Origin of the sequence: Anaerocolumna sp. AGMB13025 (assembly GCF_029689925.1) — a bacterium.
Taxonomy (GTDB): Bacteria; Bacillota; Clostridia; order Lachnospirales; family Lachnospiraceae; genus Anaerocolumna.
The window spans coordinates 1,378,024-1,398,529 of sequence record NZ_CP121445.1 but is presented as its reverse complement, the minus strand read 5'-3'; the positions used below and the strand labels follow the sequence as shown (position 1 = coordinate 1,398,529).

The window sequence follows — 20,506 nt, the reverse complement described above, 5'->3', positions numbered from 1 at the left end:
GGATTATGCTGTGTTTCATAAGCTTAGGATTCTGAGACTGAATTCACTAATGATTTTTTCCTGTGGTAAAGCAAGAGTGAAAATGCACAAACTCCGAGCAAAGCTCGTCAGACAGTGTGCATTTTCACTCTGAACCACAGGAAAAAGTCATAAGTGAATTTGCAGTCTCAAAATGAAACGCTTATGAAACACAGCATAATCCATGCTTTCTTGTTTCGGTTTTGAGCTGATTTTATCAAGTATTTTTAGGTTTTGAACTGCGAAGTTATTTTTTTGTTTTGTTTAATAAAAGATGTATGAAAAAGAGTTTCTTCCTATCTTGTAGAATATACTATTTCAGGTTGATTTCATTGATTTTTTGCTGAAAGATTTAGGTAGATATCCGTTATTTTTGCATAAGACTGATATTAGAATTAATAACTGGTTAGGGTGTCAAAAGTAATGATAGAACGCTGCATATATAGAATAATAAAATATATAAATTATACGAAAGAGCGGGGCGTATCATGGCTTTTAAAACAAATGAATTTCAACAAATGAGTCTTACCGTTTCAAAGCGGGAAAAAACATACTGGCTATGTCCGAAATTTTGTTGAAACAGCAGATGACCCTAACCATAACTTAAACTTCGCAGTTAATAAACCTAAAAACACTTGATAAAATCAGCTCGGAATCTAAATTGAAAGCATGATTATGCTATGTTTCATAAGCGCTTCATTCTGAGTCTGAACATTCACTTATGACTTTTTCAGGTGGTTCAGATTAAAAATGCATACTGTTTGACGAACATAGTGAGGAGTTATGCATTTTTAATCTTGTCTTACCACATGAAAAAATCATTAGTGAATTCAGGCGAAGAATACTAAGCTTATGAAACATAGCATAATCAATGCTTTCTTAATTATCTTCCTTGCTGATTTTATCAAGTATACCAATACAAAAATAACTGTGAAGTTTGAAGCGTTTATAATTTTTCGTTACTACTGATACTGAGTTTGAGTCATTAGAATGAAGCTATTTTAATCTCCCAGAAATGGAAAGAGCAATTTCTGATTTTCTTCTGTGTACATGTTATTTTTCGTGATTAGCTGAGAACCGGAATCTACGTTTTTCTCTATTTTTGTACCTTTTACCAAATTAACGGCCTCTTCAATGCCAAGATAGCCCATATTAAAGGATTTTTGGATTATGATTCCCTGGAATACGCCCTCTTCTAATAGTTCTATTTCTTCGATGGAACTGTCAAAACCGATTACTTTTACTTTACCGGTAAGTCCAAGCCGCTTTATTGCCCGGGCAGCGCCAACGGAGGAGTATTCATTCAGACCTGCGATCATATTAACTTCCGGGTATTTTTTAAGTAATTCTGTAGTTAGATTATAAGCTTTACTAAATTCGGAATCGCAGAATACCACCTCTATGATTCTTTTTTCGTCTTTTCCAAGTCCGGATCTGAGTCCCTTCTCCCGTTCAATTGCTGTGGAGGCTGTTTTTACATGTCCTACAATTGCAATTTTAGTATCCTCTTTGATAAAAGATTTCATATATTCACCCATTTTAACACCTGCCAGGTAATTATCTGTTGCTACCAGGGCATCCTGGACATTCTCATTAACGGTGGAATCGATAAAGACCAGTTTTATTTTATTCTTAACGATTTCCTTTGCCATAGCTGTGGTTTCCGAATAATCTGCTGGAGATAATGCGATTGCATCGGGTTTTTGTTTTATGGCCCATTCAATCAGCTGATTCTGCCTTTTATAATCTTCTTCTGCGTCGGGAGCTACGATATCTAAATCAACACTGAACTCTTTGGCAGCCATTTCGGCACCGCCAATTAAAGCAGACCAGAATTCATTGGTATCATCAATAATTTTGGGTATATAGATGATACGCACCGGTTCTTCTGTTTTCAGGCTGTTTGTTATAATGGTATAAACTAAAGGAACTAAAATACATAGAGATAAAAATATAATTAGGATTATGACTTTATACTTTTTCACCATTTTCCCCCTGTATCTTTTTCTTCGGAATTGTAATTGTGGCTGTGGTTCCTTCTCCCAGGACACTTTCATAGGTAATACCGTAATTCTTTCCGTAATAAAGCCAAAGCCTCATCTGTACGTTAAATACACCAACTCCATTGGATCTTTTGTTATGTTTATGTTCGTCAAAGATATGGGCAAGGGTTTCTTCTGACATGCCTACCCCATTATCAATAATTTTAATTATTATGTCATTGCCCCTAGAATATCCCTGTATTCGAAGCAGACACATGGTTTCCTTAAACTTGATGCCATGATAGATGGCATTTTCTACGATGGGCTGGAGAATAAGCTTAACTATTTCGTTTTGGTAGATATCATCATCGATATCAATCTCATATTCCAGCTTATCTTTATATCTCATCTTCTGTATCGTTAAATAACTTACAATATATGCAATTTCCTGCTCGATGGTCAATACTTCGTTCTCGTTGCTGATGCTTTGGCGCAGTAGTTTCGCTAAGGAGGAGGTCATTAATACGACTTCCTGATTTTTATTGCCTTCCGCCATCCAGATAATGGAATCTAACGTATTATAGAGAAAATGGGGATTAATCTGGGCCTGCAGGGCTTTTAATTCGTTTTTTCTTTTTTGTTTCTGTTCATAGATATTTTCTTCCATTAATTTCTTAATTTCGGCTGTCATAATATTAAAGGACTTACTCAGACTGCCAATCTCATTTTCTGTTATGACTTCGATATTAGCATTGTCAAAATGACCTTTCTCCACCTCTTTCATGGAGTCTTTTAACGTTTTTATCGGTTTGGTAATCCTGGTTGAGATAATAGCTGATATAATGGTAGCCGCAGCCAGTAAAATAAAAGCCACCAGAATATAAATAATCTGTGTCTGGGTTTTATTTTTCATCAGTTCTGATTCATATACGACGCCTACGATGGTCCAGCCTGTTTTTTCAGAGGTTGACATAGTGTAGAGTTTACTTTCGTTATGCTCCCCCGTAACAAAATGATTGGATTTGCTCTCCATGACCTGCTGTACCCGTTCGGTGGTTAGTCCGCTATACAATAACTGCTGCTTCGGATGATAGATAATATTACCATCCCGGTCTAAAATAAATACATAACCCTTCTCACCCAAACTGTTATTTTCACACATATCACTAATAACCTTATAATTCAAATCAATAAAGAAAATACCGGAAGCAGTGCTGTTTTTTGTATTTGTAATACTCTTGCTTAAGGTAATCACCCATTTATAATTATTTTTTACTACATTCTGCACATGGGAGGAGGATAAAGCGGTTTTATCCGGATTGAAATAAGCATACCGATACCAATCCAGTCCAAACAGATAGACATTCTCATTTAACAGATCCGTACCGTCATTAATAATATATCTTCCGTTGTTGGAGATTACCGCTATATTGCAGATATCCTGCCTTGCCTCCATAATTGTATTAAACTGATCCAGGATTGCCTGATAATAAATAGATTTCTTCTCCTGGGATATGGTTTCATCATACAAATAGTTTTTTACATTTTCATTATTGGTTACCAGGGAAGATATATTCTCCATATAGTTGATATAAGAATCAATATCCCCGTTAACCTGCTTGATTAACTGGGTTGTATTATTTATAGAATTCTTAAGTACCGTTTCTTCTGTATAATTTAAGGAAATCAGCAGGAAAATCAGCAGTGAAAAAACAATTAAAGCAGAAAAAGAAAACAATATGGTAAGGCGAATGCTTTTAAAATGATGTAAGATTACATTCTTCTTACTTTCTTTCTTCAAAGTACAACCCTCTTCTCCTTTGCATATTCCGATGGAGTCTTTCCTGTCATTTTCTTAAAAACTATACTGAAATAATGGGGATCACTAAACCCAACTTTTTCAGCGATTTCGTAGTTTTTTAAATCTGTGTTTTCCAGTAATTCCTTTGCCTTTTGCATCCGGATCCGGATGAGTACCTCCATAAAGGTCTCGCCGGTAGTATTCTTAAAAATAGTACTGAATCTGCTGGCACTGATATTAAGATAAGAGCAGATTGTATTTAAGTTCAGTTCCGTATCGGCATAATTTCTTTCTATAAAATCCATAGCCAGTAAGGCCTGCTTTTTGCCGCCTATATTTTTTTGTATCTCAATTTCACCGGCAGCTTTGTAACAGTAATTTTTAAGCACTTCCATTACTTTGCCCAGGGTTTTTGCGGCTGCTACCTCTGCAATAATCTGATTTCTCAGTGTATATAACACTGCTTCCTCTAATTCAGAGGCTTTTAGCGCATTGCAGATTGCAATAATAATTTGCTGGAGGTATAAGTCACTTTCGTTCTTATCCGGCAATGCACCTTTTATCGCGGCTTCAATCTGCTTTAATATGTCCTCAATTCCAACTTTATTATTCAGCTTTATGGCTAAGATTAAGGAATCAATCATTACTTCCAGTATAATGTCTTCCTTCAAATCCTGTTCTTTATTAATGTCCTCGATATCGATTATACTGTTCTCGCCAAAGAGATATTGATATTTTAAGGAATATTCCGCCCCTTCATAGGATTTCGGAATGTCTTGCTGCTTATTCACCTTACCGCCGATACTGATGGTAACCCCAAGCTGCATAAACTGCATGATTTTACTGCTTATTTCTTCACATATTCGTTTCACTTCCATGGAGAAAGCCTTCGGGGTGTTCGTCTTAAACAGAATAAAAACCCTGTTATCATTCCCCAGGCAGGCAAGCCCTGACCGGTTTAACTGCAAAATCTCATCACAGATGTTATAAACCGCAAAGGTCATTAAAGAACTATACTGTTTTCCCTGATCCTCCTTATTCTTATCGGAAGCCAGATCAATTAAAACAATTGCTACTCTATACTCAAAAGCATCCAGGGTAATATTATTCTCCCTGAGTCCTTTCTCATTTTCTTCTTTGGTTTTGCTTCCCTTTAATAAATCATCAATTACTTTGGATTTTATCAAGAGCTTGTTCTTATTATAACTTTCGTATAATTTAACATAACTGGCAGCTTCTTGTTTTTTCTTATCTATTTTTTCTTTCAGGTCCGTTAATACCTTAGATAACTCAGAAGCGGTTACCGGCTTTAAAAGATATTCCTCCACATTATATTTGATTGCTTTTTTTGCATAGTCAAAATCATCATAACCACTGAAAATAATTATGTTTATATTCTTAAAATGGTTGTAAATGAATTCACTTAATTCTATACCATCAACATATGGCATACAGATATCTGTCAAAACAACATCTACCGGATTCTTCTCTAAAAATTCAATTGCTTCTTTCCCATTCTGACAATTCCCCGCAAGTACATACCCCAATTCATTCCATCTGATGTTTTCACTGATTGCTTCTCTTACCAGCACCTCATCATCAACTAACAATACCCGATACATGGCCTTCTCTCCCATAATTTAAGTACAACAAAGCGTCGGTTTACCGACTCTTTCGCGCCTAAGCGGTTGCGCTGCAAGTAACATTCTCTCTCCAAGATTCACATCCTTAACGAGCATTTTCATGTAATAGGATGGAATTTCTTTTTATAAGAAAAAAACTGCTGTAAAACTTAGAATCACTTAATTCGCATAATAAGCAAATTTTTATTTTAAGAATTTTACAGCAGCCTCTTATTTTCAATCAATTATTGCTAAATATAGTAACCGTACCGTTATGGATTATTTGGTAATAGTACCATCCAAATCCCAAAGGTCTTCCCAGCCCTTTGCACCTTCCCATAAGAATACCTGTCCTTTGATCAGACGGTTATTTTTGTCTATGGTTTTTAAGATTGCCATTTCTTCCTCTGTTAAGGGGTCTTCAACGGTACATCTTAAATTACTTACATATTCATTCTCATGAATGGAGAAAGGAATTGGAATCTGTCCTCTTTGTACTGCCCATTTTAAGCAGATAACAGCTGGATGTACGTTATGTGCCTTTGCAATCTCCACCAACTCAGGAACCTGAATATCGGCAATATCTTCAGCTGTCTTATCACGGTCTGGTCTGGTAGGGGAACCAATTGGACAAAAACCAATCGGCTGGATTTCATGAGCGATACAGTAATCGAATAATTCCTGCTGCTGAAAGCACGGATGTAATTCCATTTCAATTGCTACCGGTTTAATCTTACATAAAGGAAGAACCGCCTCTAACTTCGGTATGGTCATATTAGACATGCCGATATGCTTAACAAGTCCCATTTCCACTAATCGTTCGCACTGTCTCCAGGTCTTTATAAATGCCTCCGGATTAAAAGGTTTGGAATCCGGATTACGGGAATCTCCATCACAGCCCGGTGCATGGTAGTTTGCGAAAGGCCAGTGCACGAAGAAAAGATCAATATAATCTAAATGTAAATCCTTTAAGCTCTTTGCGCAGGAAATAAGTACATCTCCCTTTCCATGCATGTCATTCCATACTTTTGTAGTAATGAATAATTCTTCTCTTTTTACGGTACCTTTATCAAAGGCTGCCTGGAATACTTCTCCGATCAGGTCTTCATTTTCATAAACTGCTGCACAGTCAAACAAACGGTAACCTGCTTCAATTGCTCCTGCTACTGCTGCGGACACCTGTTCCGGTGTAAAACGATCGGAACCAAAGGTACCCATTCCGATGCCAGGTATGAAATCACCTGTATATAATTTTCTCTGAGGCACTGATTTTGGATCAATAAATGCTGTCATATTATGTTCTCCTTTTTTTTGAATTCTATAGTAAAATTAATCAATAAATTAATTTTTCCTTATTTATTTGTTATGTTTTACATTTTGGTAGTTTGGTTTTTTACTTAATAGTTTAGTTTTTTACTTAATAGTTTAGTTTTCTACTTAATAGTTAAGCTTTTCCACTTTTATCTGCGGTAATAGTTCTTCCATGTCCTTTATCATGAAAAATCCGGTTTCCATACGCATTGCATTAGCCGCAGAAATGGCACTGGCAAGCTTAATGGTTTCCGTCATGGATAAACCTCTTGAGAAACCTGCTGCAAATCCTGCAATCATGGAGTCTCCGCAGCCTACGGTATTAACTGCTGCGATTTTTGGCACTACTGCCTGATAGACACCTTCTTCACAGGCAATGAAGGACCCATCGGCACCGCAGGATATTACTACTACTTCAATGCCTGATTTTTGAAGCTCCAGGGCTGCTTGTATTAAGTCCTCTCTGCTGTTTAATTCCCTTCCGGTAAGCATCCTGATTTCATCCATATTCGGCTTTATCATGGTAGGTTTAAAAGGGAGGGCTTCCTTAAGCAATTTTCCGCTGGTATCCAGGATGACTTTTTTATGATGTTCTCTGGCAATTTTTATCATCTGCTGGTATAAGGTACTATCCACGCCCTTTGGAACACTTCCGGAGATTGCAACCACCTCAGCAGAATCGATTAGTTCAAGGAATTTCTTTAACATCTCCTCTGCATTTGCATCGGTTACAAATACCCCTGGTTCTAAAAATTCTGTCTGGGTATGATTGATTTCATCATAAATATTAATACAGGATCTGCTTTCACCGCTGATATGGACAAAGTCACTTTTAATTTTTTGTCCGTCCAGGGCTTCCACGATATAATCTCCTGCATGACCACCCACAAACCCGGTTGCCATAACTTCTTCTCCTGCAATTACTGCTACTCTGGAGACATTAAGACCTTTACCTCCTGCGGAATAGGTACATTCTTTAACCCTGCATACATTGCCGGGCTTTAAGTCCTCAACAACATACCGTTTATCTATTGCTGCATTTAAGGTAACTGTTAAAATCATAATTTACACCCATAGCATATCCTAAGTTGACCTGGGATAATGCCATTTCCTTTCCTGTTACTCTTCATTTACCAACAGGATTTTTCCGTTAACCGCACCCGGCACTTTAAATAACTGAAAAGCCTCTTGTGCTTTACTCATCGGAAATTTCTTAAAGATTAAATCCTGATCAAATTTTAACTCTCCGGTAGCATAATAGTGGGCTGTCAATTCCCACTCCTTGCCCGGGAAAGGAGCACTGTAGGACATCCAGGAACCGGTCAGCTTAAATTCCTTACGGTTCATGTTTTCCCACAACTTCTGAGAAAATTCCAAGGTTACATGGGGGGTACCGATAAAGCATACATGTGCTTTATTGGCTGCCAGTTCAAAAGCCATATACATAGTCGGCGCAGCTCCTGCAGTTTCAAAAACATAGTCAAAACCTTTCCCGTCCGTATATTCCATAGCTTTTTCCAGGAAACCCTCTTCGGTAGTATTAATGGTGTCATCTGCACCTAAGCGTTTGGCAAGTGCAAGACGGTCATTATTAATATCAAATACAACTACTTTTTTAGAACCAAAGATTTTAGCCCACTGCATGGTAAAGAGACCAATTGTTCCGCCGCCTAAAATAGCAACAGTTTTTCCTCCCTGATAATCATTCTGCAGCAATCCGTGGAGAGCTACGGTAGAAGGTTCAAACATTGCTCCCTGTTCAAAGGATACACTTTTATCAAATACTACTGCATTTCGCTCCGGAATGACAACGTAATCTGCATTGCTGCCCTGTTCCCTGGAACCAATAAAGCTGTAATGCTTGCAAAGGGAATAATTACCGTTCTGACAGTCCTCACAGGTCATACAGGGAACTAAGGGGGCTCCGGATACTCTGTCTCCGACTTTGACCTTCGTAACGCCTTCCCCGATTTCAACTACTTCGCCGGAAAATTCATGACCTAATACGATAGGGTAAAAATGAACTCCATTATGCAATACTCTTGGGATATCAGAACCACAGATACCGGAAGCTTTCACTTTTACCTTAACCGTGCCGGGAGTAACTGCCGGTTCTTCATAATCCAAATATTGTACATCTTCGTTTGCAACGACTACTGCTGCTTTCATTTTTCTTACCTCTCCTTCATGGTAGTTTTCAAATTTTTGTACAGTTCCAAATAAGTTTTGTAATTCTCCTCATATACTGCGTGATTATCCATATTTGGCTGATGATATCTTCTTACCTTCACCGTCATTTCTACTGCTTCTTCAAAATCCCGGTACATTCCCACACCAACCCCTGCTAAAATAACAGCTCCTAAGGTGGTTGCTGTATCGGAAGAGGGTACTGCAATGGGTTTTCCCGTAATATCTGATTTAATCTGTGTCCATAACTTAGAATTAGCTGCGCCTCCCATGGCTCTTAATTCACCCACAGCGGCTCCGGCTTCTGCTGCCACATCCAGATTGTGCCTTAAGGAAAAGGCTACTCCTTCCAAGGCGGCTCTTATAAAATGTCCTTTGGTCTTGCTAAAATCCAAACCATAAAATACACCTTTGGCTTTCACATCCCATATAGGTGAACGTTCGCCTGCCATATAAGGTAAAAAGACCACACCGTCACTGCCAGGATTTACTTTTCCTGCCGCTTCATCAAGAAGTGCCAGAGAAGATTTGCCGATACGTTTGCCTTCTTCTCTTTCATAATCGGCAAATTCTCTCTCAAGCCATCTCATTACTCCGCCGCCTCCGGTGGTTCCACCCTGGAGCAGCCACAACCCCGGCACTACATGAAAGCTTAAAATCAGACTCTTATCGGCACTGTATTCATCCAGACAGATACTCATACCGCCTGCCTGACCACCCTGCTCCTGGGTTTCACCTGCATGTATGACTCCTGCACCAAGAGTCCCGCAGGCCGCATCCAGACCACCAGCTACTACAGGAGTTCCTTCTGCCAGTCCGCAAAGCTTTGCTGCTTCTTTTGTTACCTGTCCTACTACCTGATGACAGTCATAGATTTCAGGAAGAAAATTTATAGGGATGGAAAGACGGTTACACATCTCTTCATTCCAGGCTCCGGTATGCATATCAAAACAATGCAGACCATAACCCTGGGATTTATCCTGACTTAATACTCCAGTCAGCCGGTAAACGATAAAACTGTTAGACTGAAGTATCTTATAGATTTTTCCATAAACCTCCGGCAGATTCTCTTTATACCACAATATTTTAGCAGTCGTATAAGCGGGTTTTAAGGAATTACCTGCCAGACTAAAAATCGGATCCTCTCCCAGCTCCTTATTCAGCCGATTGCATATGGCATCGGACCTTGTGTCCATCCATATCGGCGTATTAGTTAAGACTTTTCCGCCCTCATCAATTGCTATGGCGGCCCAGCTTTGTCCGTCCACTCCGATACCGGCAATCTCTTCTTTTTCAATTCCTGCTTTTTGGATTACAGCCTTTATGGTTTGGGAAATTGCTTCCCACCATTCATCCGGGTTTTGTTCTACATATCCGGGCTCTTTATAATAAACCGGATACTCTCCATTGCCGCTGGAGATTACCTCACCCTCCCGGTTAAATACAGCAATTTTACATGCGCTGGTTCCAATATCAATTCCTAATAAGTATTTTTTCACCTTTACCCTCCAATCGCAATTTTGCGGTTTTTTGGTATATTGAACGAATTACGGCTGACTTATAAAGATATCCTTGCAAAATATACTTTCAATTCCGTAACGTTTCGACAAGTTACAAAAGAATCTAAACTATTAAAATTATTTTATTTCTATGCATGTATTATGCTGTTATATTTCTAATCTTATCTCTTTGTCTTTCTTTTTTACATTGTCTAACCTTGTTCCATCGTATCTTCGTTCTATTATCTTACTTTTTATTAATCTCTTACTTTATACTACTATTTTCTTTATATTGTTTTCTTTTATTACTGAAGCTAAACTCTTTTTACTGAGTTCCCTTCCATAATATCGGTCTGGAGTTTCAGCATTTTATATTCTATTTCCTGTTCACTCTTATTTTCTTCAATTCTTTTAAGAATCAACTCTGCTACATTTTTACCGATTTCTTCTTTGGGCTGGGTTACTATGGTCAGTCTTGGTTTACAAGCCCTTGCAAATTCTGTACAGTCAAAACCGATGACAGAAAGCTCCTCCGGTATTTTGACTCCCAGTTCATTGATGCCAATCACTACGCCCATGGTCATTTCATGATTAGAGACAAATACTGCCGTCATGTCTTTATTATTCTTAACCAGTTTTTCCAGACACCGGACACCACCATTAATCGTATAGTCACCATGCTCGATCAGCCTTTCCTCCGGAACAATACCTGCTTCCATCAGAGCCAGTTTATAGCCAAGCATTCTTTCCTGAGCTGTAAATACATCCTCAGGTCCGCCAACCATGCCGATTCTGGTATGTCCTTGGTCTATCAGCTTTTGTATGGCATTTTTAGCTGCGGTAAGATTATCGACTAAAACATAATCACAGTCAATTCCATTGATTTTACGGTCAATTAAAACAATTGGTTTACCGGCTTTTCGAAAGCAGCTTAAATGGGAGCCGTCAGAATTCACCGGCATATTAATAATCCCGTCAACTCTTTTCCGAAATAGGAAATCTACTGCATTTTTCTCCAGCTCTTTATCTGTTCTACAGTCACAGACAATGGTGGCGTAACCATGATTTCTTAAAACATCCTCCATAGCCGTTATGATTTCGGTACAAAAATTAATATTCAATTCCGGGATCACAACTCCTATGGTCTTTGTCTGGTTCGTCTTTAATCCCCTTGCTACTTCGTTTACCTCAAAATTCAATTCTTTTATTGCCGCTTCAATCTTTTTCCGGTTTTCTTCCCTGACGTTTCCTCCGTTTAAATAAGAGGAAATCGTTGCGAGTCCAAGTCCCGTGTATTTTGCTATATCTTTAATCGTAGCTACCAATGCTATACTACCTGCCTTTTTAATAAAATAATATCTATTATATAATTTCAACGATTCATAATTTACAGCCATTGCATATCCCAGGTGACCTTGAATAATGCCTCAAATAAGAATGTGTCTATAAATAATTTTAATTATGAATACTTTCAAATATGATTTGAGAGTCAAAAGCTTCAAAAAAATTAATTAATGAATAACCCGGTATATATATTCATTTTGACGTAGACCGGCTGACAAGGCTGTTTATGTCCGACTAGAGACTCAGCAAAAAGCTGAGCAGTGCGATGCTTTTTGCATCTATGAGGCTCTACAAAGGACATGCCGCAGGAAGGTAAGGTAGACAAAATGAATATATATACCGGGTTATTCATTTTACAACCTAAATTAGGCTTTTGACTCTCAAATCAAATATAGATAATATTAATTATTTTATCACCTTATTATCACTTCCGCAAACTAAAATGCGGCCTTTTACCAACTCTTTCACTTTTTCCATACCTGCTTTTCCTAAGGTTTTAGGATCAAAGGTATCAGGCTTTTCTTTAAGTACTTCCTTAATTCCGTCCGTATAGGCAACCCGCAGTTCTGTTGCAAAATTCACTTTACAGATTCCTCTTTTTACACAGTCTTTTACGTCTTCATCACTTAATCCTGAGGCACCATGCAGTACTAAAGGGATAGATACAACTTTTCTGATTTCTGAAAGTCTTTCTTTATCAAGTACCGGTGTACCACTATAGAAACCATGTGCTGTTCCGATCGCAACTGCAAGAGAAGTGATTCCGGTTCTTTCTACAAATTCTTTTGCTTCGAGTGGATCGGTATTGGTATCTGCTTCTGCTTCCAGATCATCTTCTTTACCGCCTACCTTGCCAAGTTCTGCCTCTACCGGGATACCGTTTGGTCTGGCAGCTTCAACTACTTTTTTGCTTACCTCAATATTAGCCTCAAATGATTCATGGGAACCGTCAATCATAATTGATGTATAGCCCTCTTTTATGGCTCTTACCGCAAGATCAAAGCTGCTTCCATGATCCAGATGAAGTGCCACCGGTACAGAGGCTTTCTTTGCTTCTGCGGTTACGATAGCTGCAAAAGTTTCAAGTGAGCCATACTTAACTGTAGAAGGAGTGGTCTGAAGCATTACCGGTGCATGAAGTTCCTCTGCGGCTGCAAGGACTGCCTTTACCATCTCCATATTTTCAACATTAAATGCTCCTACTGCATATCCGCCTTCTCTGGCGTCTAAAAGCATTTTTTCTGATGTAACAAGTGCCATAATCTTATCCTCCTTATAAACCGAAACGTTTCTGTTTTCAAATTTATTATATCACAGATATGGTCAATGTCAACTTGATAATTTTCTACTTTCATAATAGATTTTTCTATTGACTTTTCAAAAACTTGTTTATATGATTAGGTTTAAATGGATTTTTTAATACCTGTTATTGAGAAATTTTGTGTATTATCACAGTTTACAAGTACACCATGTTATATGACCTTATTATGGGAATTGACAGACTAAGGTTCCCAAATACCAGCTTTTACTATGAATGGAGGCAGTTATGCAATATCAATTAAGTAATAACAAGGTAACCGTTAAGTTTGATTCTATGGGTGGCGGAATCGTTTCGATTCAGGATTTAGAAGGAATTGAATATTTATGGCAGGGAGATCCTGCTTACTGGTCAGGTCAGGCACCGGTCATGTTCCCAATCTGCGGAAGCTTAAGAGATAAGAAAGCCCAAATCGGCGAAGGGCTTAGTTGTACCATGGAACGACACGGACTGGTAAGGAAGTCGGAATTTACATATGTAGGTCAGTCTTCGGATTCCATTACTTTTTCCATAAGCTCCAAGGAAGAGTTCAAAGCCAGATTCCCTTATGACTTTGAATTACAAATTACTTACCTGCTTAAGGAAAAGACAATTACAACCTCCTATAAGGTAATTAACAAAAATTCAATCCCAATGCCATATTTTATTGGAGGACATCCAGGTTTTAACTGTCCTCTTCAAAAAGGCGAAACCTTCGAAGATTATGTAATTGAATTTGAACAGCCTGAAACAGCCTTATGTCCGGAATCGATACCTGCAACGGGTCTTGTTAATGTCGATAACCGTCTGAGTGTTCTTAATAATGAAACTACTCTTTTACTGAAACACAGTTATTTCAGCGTTGACGCCTTAATATTTGACCAGTTAAAATCACGTTCTGCTAAACTTACCAATCCGGCTACTAAAAAGGGAATCCGGATAGATTTTGCTGACTTTGATTATTTCATTCTGTGGTCAAGCTCCAATGACGGACCTTTTGTTGCAATGGAACCTTGGACAGGTATCTCTACCTGTAATGATGAATCCGATGTATTTGAGGAAAAAAGAGGGGTTAAGATTCTTCCTCCGAACCAGTCAGAGGAACTTTCCTTTGATCTAACCGTACTTTAATGTCTTTTCACTTCTAAGTAACCCCTAAAAATTCCTGTCCTGAAACTTGTTATAAAAATACAGCTTCAGGACAGGTTCCATATGAATAGTACAAACTATTCACAATGTTATTTTCGTCTTCACAAATGTTATTTTCAGCACTTAATTCTTACGAGAGGACTCTGCAATTATTTCAACGGCGTACTCTTTCATAGTAAGTATCTCAGTCTTTTTATGTTCATTTCCTGTAAGAAGATTTATTCCATCCACCGGAGTTTTTACCTGCACCGGCATGCTATTATGGTTTAATAAGAACCATAATCTGGTACCTTCCTTCTCTCTCACCGTTACTTCAACACCTTCTGAAACGGTATTATCATCGATTTCTATCAAAGGTTTGATGTCTGTTTCCAAGCAGAGATCGAGAATAAAACGTTTATAAAAATCCGCGTCTGACCTGGCAGCTACATAATAAGCCTTACCCATTCCGAATTCATTGCAGGTCAGTACTGGCATGCCCTGATAAAAATCTTCTCCATACTCGGCTAAACTTCTTGCTTTTTCAAGATGCAGTAAATCACACAGCATACCTGCAGGATATTCTTTCCCTTTATATACAAAATGATTAAATTTATTAACTGGTAAGGAATCGATTTCTTCAACCCATATGCCTAAGAGCTTTCTTAATTCACCAGGATATCCGCCTGGGGTCACATAATCATTTTCATTTACATATCCGCTGAAAAAGGTTGAGATTAATGTCCCTCCGGATTGTACAAATTCTTCCAGTGCCTGTGCCACTCCTGGCTTTATCAGATATAAAAGCGGAGCTGCAATAACCTTATACTTTTTAAAATCATCCTTACAGGATATCAAATCCACCGGCACATGATTCTTATGGAAGGCTTCATAATAGTTAAAAAACTCCTCCAGATATTTCAGATTCTGGTTGGGACCTGCCGAATATTCTACTGCCCACCAGTTATCCCAATCAAAAATAATTGCTGCTTCCGCCTGATACCGGCTTCCAGTTACACAGTCCCCAAGCTGTACCAGTTCCTCTCCTAGTTCCCTTACTTCACGGAAAACCCTGGTATTCTCATTTCCTACGTGATCAATGACAGCTCCATGGTATTTTTCACAAGCTCCAAGGCTTCTTCTCATCTGAAAATACATCACCGTATCCGCTCCGTGTGCAACTGCCTGATAACTCCATAACCGTAATACCCCCGGACGTTTCAGACTGTTATTGGGAAGCCAGTTCGATACGCTTGGAGTCTGTTCCATTAATGCAAAGGGTTTACCCTGTTTCAGGCTTCTCATCAGATCATGTTTCATTGCAATATAGGCTGGTGTCTCTTCATTTCCGGGATAATTATCATAAGAAATAAAGTCCATGTATTCCCCCCACTTCTGGTAATCAAGGGGCTTATAGGTACCCATCAGGTTTGTAGTAATTACTGCCTCTGGTATATACTTTTTAATCACTTCGTATTCCGCTTTGTAATTTTCTAATAAGGAGTCGCTGCTAAACCTTGCGTAATCAAGCGATATCCCCTGGAACATAGTCCTGTTTTCGGCAAATTCTTCACTCAGGGCATTGGGAATTACGATCTCATCCCACTCATAGAACGTATGCCCCCAAAACGCTGTATTCCATTCGTGATTCAGGGTTTCCAGGGTTTTATACTTTCTTTGCAGCCATACCCTGAAAGCTTTTTCACAGGTTTCACAGAAACATTTACCGCCGTACTCATTATTTACGTGCCATGCAACTATATTCTTCTGCCCCTTATAACGTTGCGCAAGTTTCTCTGTTAACAGCACCGAATATTTTTGGAAAGTTGGACTGTTTGGACAGGAATTATGTCTGCCGCCAAACTTTCTTTTCATACCATTCCACTCCGTCCGAAGTATATCCGGATATTTTTTTGCCATCCATGCCGGATGCGCAGCGGTTGAGGTACCCATACAGATATTCAGGTCTGCCTTTGTAACTTTCTCGATAATTTGATCAAGCTTTGAAAAGTCATAGGTCTCTTCATCTCTTTGCAGGCTTGCCCAGTTAAACACGTTGAGTGTTACAATATCAATACCCGCCAGTTTCAGTAAACGCATATCTTCATCCCAGACCTCTGGAGCCCACTGCTCCGGATTATAGTCACCACCGTATGGTATCTTTTTCATGCTCATCATATTCATATTTTCATTACCCTTCTTATTTTATAAATTGTTCTTACTAATTGGTTTTAAATTAACGGCTGACATTTGAAAGCCCTGCCCGTTTTTACGTGAGAGGTTTAATGCTTTTACTGTTATACGCTGCAGCCCTGCCGTTTTGATTTGTATCCGGCCCGCCTGAAACGTTCTCTTTTGGTATCCGGCAGTAGGTATTCCGGTATCCTCTATTCTGAATATATTCTCCTGGGAATCAAATTGTAAAACTGCCTGATGCCCAAAGTCCCAGATTCCGTGAAAACCTGTACTTATGGCGACTTCAGCCTCATACTCTCCCGGATGCTCGCACAGGAATTCCCAGTGAAATGAATCTTTTTCTGAAAACCAGTTTCTTACAACTCCTGTAATAGTAACCGCTGCCTCCGGTTTACCGTCAGAAGATTGTATATCTGCAAGACAAACTGGAAGTTCTATACAGCCGGAATCATCCTCTATGATTCTTTTTTCCAACTGCATCCTATCCTCAAACTGTACTTTTATTACTGTGGCATTTAAATCCGGTGCAATACCTGATAAAAGAATTGTTAATCTCTCATATCCAAGTGATCCGCATGGTTTTTGTATCCAGGAGATTTCTCTTTCTGGATCGGCCAGTAAAGTTATTTTTTTTACTTTACTTTTTATACCCGTCAGAGTTATTTCCTTATTCCAATGGTATACATGGAGATAAAGAATATCGTCTTTACTTGTAATTCTTCCCCAGGAGGGCTTAGCCGGAAAAGGGGATGCCTTGGTGGCATAGACCGATTCCTTATTAACTTTCATCCATTCTCCAATTGCCTTTAACCTGATCTGGGCTTCCTCTGGTATTAGCCCTTTGGGATCAGGTCCTACATTCAACAGATAATTTCCTCCCAAACTGACGATATCAATCAGGTTATGTAAGAGTTCCTTTACATCACGGTAATGGTTATCAGGCTTATTATTATAGCCCCAGTCATTACAAATCGTCATGGGTGTTTCAAAATCTATTCCGGTATTAAAATCAGGTACCTCGCAATCACCCAGACTATAATAATCTGTATCTGTATTGTCACCTACCCTGCTATTCACTAAACAATCAGGCTGGAGTTCTTTAATTAATTCAATTAATTCCTGTGCCTGATCAGGCCGGATAAGGGAGGGGGTGTCAAACCAGATTATACCTATAGGACCGTACTGGGTCAGCAATTCCTTAAGCTGCGGCTTATCAAATTCATCAATATAAATCTGTAAATTCTTTTTATTTTCATCCGGATAATCCCAAAAATTCCCGTAATTTCCATATCTGTACGGAGAATGCATCTCCAAGCTCTGTGCATGGGGATGATGCCATTCACGAACGTGTGAATAGTAAATGCATAACCGCACCTCATATTTTTCACATGCCTTTGCAAGTTCAGCTATAATATCTCTGCCAAAGGGCGTGCTGTCTACAATATTGTAAGGACTGACAGATGTTTTAAACATGGAAAAGCCATCGTGATGTTTCGCGGTTACGACTATATATTTCATACCCGTTTCTTTAGCAAGTTTAACATATTCTTCCGCATCAAATAATTCCGGGTTATATTCCTTAGCCAGCTCTTCATATTCCTTTACCGGAATCTGTTCAACATACATGACCCATTCGCCTTTTTCTTTCAGACTATAGATACCTATGTGAATAAACATACCGAATCTGCTTTCCTGCCACCATATTTTCTTATCTTCTTGTTCCATACTAACTCCTTTTTTCAAATGAAATTTTTTATTTAAACTATTTCTGCAACTCTATTTAATTATTAAGTTATAAAACTCAACATACTTCCTGTATCATACCGTCCAAAGTGTCATCAAAGCTGAAAAAAATCAGGAAAATTAGTAGGCGACATATTATTATCAAGCCTTATAATTATCATATTTTAACACTTCTATCGTATATTTTCAGAGGGCGTTCCTCCATAATAGCGCTTCCATGCCCTGCGGAATACCTGAGGAGAATTATATCCGGCCATATCTGCTACATCCGCCACTTTATTATTTTGATCCATTAATTCTTTTGCATATTTCATTCTCATGCCTTCTATATATTTAGAGAAGTTCTCGCCTGTAGCCTTTTTAAACAATTTGGACAGATACACTTCTGTAATACAGAATTCCTCTCCGACTGAAGTTAAAGACATTTGAGGATCTCTGTAATTCTCCTTGATATATTCCTTAACCTTTTCAATCATTACCAAATTCTGCAATGATATATAATCGTCATCCTGGATACTCAGCTCATGGATTTCCATATCCATATATTGCTTCGCTCTGGCGTACCATTGAACTTTACGGATTCCAAAAACATTCTGCGGAATATTTAAAGCCCGTTGGGCATGCATAAAAGCTTTCGGCAGTTTTAATGCATCGTCCACAATATCGCCTCCTACAGAAATACTGTAAAAAATATTTTTTTCAATGACTTCCATGACGTTTTGAACAAGACTCTCTGCTCTCTCTCTGACATACTTTGCCGAGGTATCCTCCGATGCTAAAAATACAACCATCCTCTCAAAATCAATATGATAAATATCTTGTATTTCATTGAAATCCTGCTGTCTGATTATATTATCAAGATATACTTTTTGAGCACTAATATCCTCAAGCTGGGCATCCACATTGATATCGTTGCAGGTCACCAAAAGGATGACATAATGAGCTGCACTCTTTTTGATACCAATTTTATCTAAAACTTCAAGGATTGCCGCTTCATTGCTGCATTTACCTGTCAAGAGTTTATAAATAGCTTCCGTTCGCATGATTGAAATCTGTTGCTGCATTTTTTCCATTAAATCCGTATTATGTTCTACCAGTTTTTTTATTTCTTCTACAAAATCCTCCATATGGACTTTTTTATCCTGATGTCCAAGAATATCACTTGCTTCAATTATCGGCTTTGAGAGTTTCCTTGCCATTAATAAAACAAGCAAAGTTCCAACTATTGCTGCCAGAAGCAAAAGGCAAAGCATAAGTGCCCGAAACCCATTTGTAACTGTAAGTACCCTAGAAGCGGGTATAGCCTCCAGACATAACCAGTTTCTGACCTTGCTGCGGTAATAAGTCACAAACATTTTTCTGCCGTCAATAACTAGATTTGTATACCCGCTGTCTGTATCAAATGCCTTGCTGTCTATCTGATTCAAACAGTAATCACCCGGATTATTACTTAAAAGTACTTGTCCGTTTTCATCCAGCATACAGATAAACCCATCCTTTTGATATTCCAGTGGTGTAAAAAACTGCAGCATTCTATCCTTGCTAATATAAAAAATAATCCTGTTATTACCTTTCCCGATATTTACACCGGCATGATAACGGTCATAAACCAGTACTTCATTCGTCATACCGTTCGTATTCATTTCTTCATAGTGGTAAGTTATATTAGACTTCTGTTTAAGATACTTATTTTTAAACTGCTCATAGTTCAGACCTTCCAGTGAAAAACTGCTTCCATAATAACGGTCAGCATATAATGCATTCGTAAAATAATCAATCAGTGTATCACTCATCTCAGAGTATAATTGAATATTTAATATATCATTGTTCCCAACTTTCATAGCCGCCAGGTCTTTTTGTGCTTTTATCATATCCGTCGTTTTGTTTTTCATAGAAACGCTATCTACATTATAATAATTAATAATATTAATGTTATCATTAAGATAAAAGGATATCTGATCCATATTGTCAAAAAGTAGCTCTATCTTCTGAACGCTGCTTTCCAAAACCCCAAGATTGCGTTCATACGTCTGATCTTTAATTTTTGAATTTAGACCGGAATACATGATTAATAGAATCAGAAATGGAATAATTAATATCAGGAACATATTTCCTAAAAACTTAATAAAAACAGTATGATTTCTTATATTAGTAAAATGGAATTTTAATTTCATTAACGTCACCCCTAACATTATGCCATTTCGAATAATATAATTACTTGAAGTTTACATAAAAAGTGTCAAAGACTATGATCTCTAAGTAGACAGCATGCCGCAATCCATGGCAGTACCATGAATTGCGGCTTGTTATCCATATTTTTACAGTTTTATTACATTTTTCATCATCATCATATAAATATGATATATTTACAAGCTTGA

13 protein-coding genes are annotated in these 20,506 nt (G+C 38.1%); 1 reads left to right on the top strand and 12 read right to left on the bottom strand.

The genetic code is table 11. From position 1 onward, the window contains the following. Nucleotides 1-1,019: 1,019 nt before the first annotated feature. The 9 genes from QA584_RS05805 to QA584_RS05765 all read right to left on the bottom strand — a co-directional run bounded on the left by QA584_RS05805 (nt 1,020) and on the right by QA584_RS05765 (nt 13,024). Nucleotides 1,020-2,003, bottom strand: a complete 984-nt coding sequence (locus QA584_RS05805) for a substrate-binding domain-containing protein (protein ID WP_331487849.1) — start codon at nt 2,001-2,003, stop codon at nt 1,020-1,022. Further along, nucleotides 1,990-3,801 carry a sensor histidine kinase gene (locus QA584_RS05800; RefSeq protein WP_278273562.1) on the bottom strand — a complete coding sequence of 604 codons (1,812 nt, stop codon included), beginning with the start codon at nt 3,799-3,801 and terminating at the stop codon, nt 1,990-1,992. Before QA584_RS05800 ends, QA584_RS05805 begins: the two co-directional genes overlap by 14 nt. Beyond that, the gene (locus tag QA584_RS05795) at nt 3,798-5,423 is read right to left on the bottom strand and encodes a response regulator transcription factor (RefSeq protein ID WP_278273561.1); all 1,626 of its coding nucleotides are present in this window, start codon (nt 5,421-5,423) and stop codon (nt 3,798-3,800) included. Before QA584_RS05795 ends, QA584_RS05800 begins: the two co-directional genes overlap by 4 nt. 279 nt (nt 5,424-5,702) lie before the next feature. Next, nucleotides 5,703-6,716, bottom strand: coding sequence for an aldo/keto reductase (locus QA584_RS05790; protein WP_278273560.1), 1,014 nt, complete (start codon nt 6,714-6,716; stop codon nt 5,703-5,705). Nucleotides 6,717-6,860: 144 nt separating this feature from the next. Next, on the bottom strand, nt 6,861-7,796 hold the full coding sequence (gene pfkB / locus QA584_RS05785) for a 1-phosphofructokinase (RefSeq protein WP_278273559.1): 936 nt from the start codon (nt 7,794-7,796) through the stop codon (nt 6,861-6,863). A gap of 57 nt (nt 7,797-7,853) precedes the next feature. Beyond that, on the bottom strand, nt 7,854-8,903 hold the full coding sequence (locus QA584_RS05780) for a galactitol-1-phosphate 5-dehydrogenase (protein WP_278273558.1): 1,050 nt from the start codon (nt 8,901-8,903) through the stop codon (nt 7,854-7,856). A gap of 5 nt (nt 8,904-8,908) precedes the next feature. Further along, a complete protein-coding gene (gene xylB / locus QA584_RS05775; protein ID WP_278273557.1) occupies nt 8,909-10,420 on the bottom strand; it encodes a xylulokinase in 1,512 nt (503 codons plus the stop codon). A 314-nt stretch (nt 10,421-10,734) separates the two neighbouring features. Beyond that, on the bottom strand, nt 10,735-11,817 hold the full coding sequence (locus QA584_RS05770) for a LacI family DNA-binding transcriptional regulator (RefSeq protein ID WP_331487848.1): 1,083 nt from the start codon (nt 11,815-11,817) through the stop codon (nt 10,735-10,737). Nucleotides 11,818-12,169: 352 nt separating this feature from the next. Continuing rightward, nucleotides 12,170-13,024 (bottom strand): class II fructose-bisphosphate aldolase, encoded by an 855-nt coding sequence (locus tag QA584_RS05765; protein ID WP_278273556.1) that lies wholly within the window; start codon nt 13,022-13,024, stop codon nt 12,170-12,172. A 286-nt stretch (nt 13,025-13,310) separates the two neighbouring features. Between QA584_RS05765 and QA584_RS05760 the strand changes: the two genes are divergently transcribed. Continuing rightward, nucleotides 13,311-14,192 (top strand): aldose 1-epimerase family protein, encoded by an 882-nt coding sequence (locus QA584_RS05760; RefSeq protein ID WP_278273555.1) that lies wholly within the window; start codon nt 13,311-13,313, stop codon nt 14,190-14,192. A gap of 141 nt (nt 14,193-14,333) precedes the next feature. Here QA584_RS05760 and QA584_RS05755 read toward each other — a convergent pair whose 3' ends face one another. The 3 genes from QA584_RS05755 to QA584_RS05745 all read right to left on the bottom strand — a co-directional run bounded on the left by QA584_RS05755 (nt 14,334) and on the right by QA584_RS05745 (nt 20,302). Then, the gene (locus QA584_RS05755) at nt 14,334-16,367 is read right to left on the bottom strand and encodes a beta-galactosidase (RefSeq protein ID WP_278275115.1); all 2,034 of its coding nucleotides are present in this window, start codon (nt 16,365-16,367) and stop codon (nt 14,334-14,336) included. Between the two features lie 27 nt (nt 16,368-16,394). Then, nucleotides 16,395-18,110, bottom strand: a complete 1,716-nt coding sequence (locus QA584_RS05750) for an alpha-L-fucosidase (RefSeq protein WP_278273554.1) — start codon at nt 18,108-18,110, stop codon at nt 16,395-16,397. A gap of 191 nt (nt 18,111-18,301) precedes the next feature. Then, on the bottom strand, nt 18,302-20,302 hold the full coding sequence (locus tag QA584_RS05745; RefSeq protein WP_278273553.1) for an AraC family transcriptional regulator: 2,001 nt from the start codon (nt 20,300-20,302) through the stop codon (nt 18,302-18,304). Between the last annotated feature and the right edge of the window lie 204 nt (nt 20,303-20,506).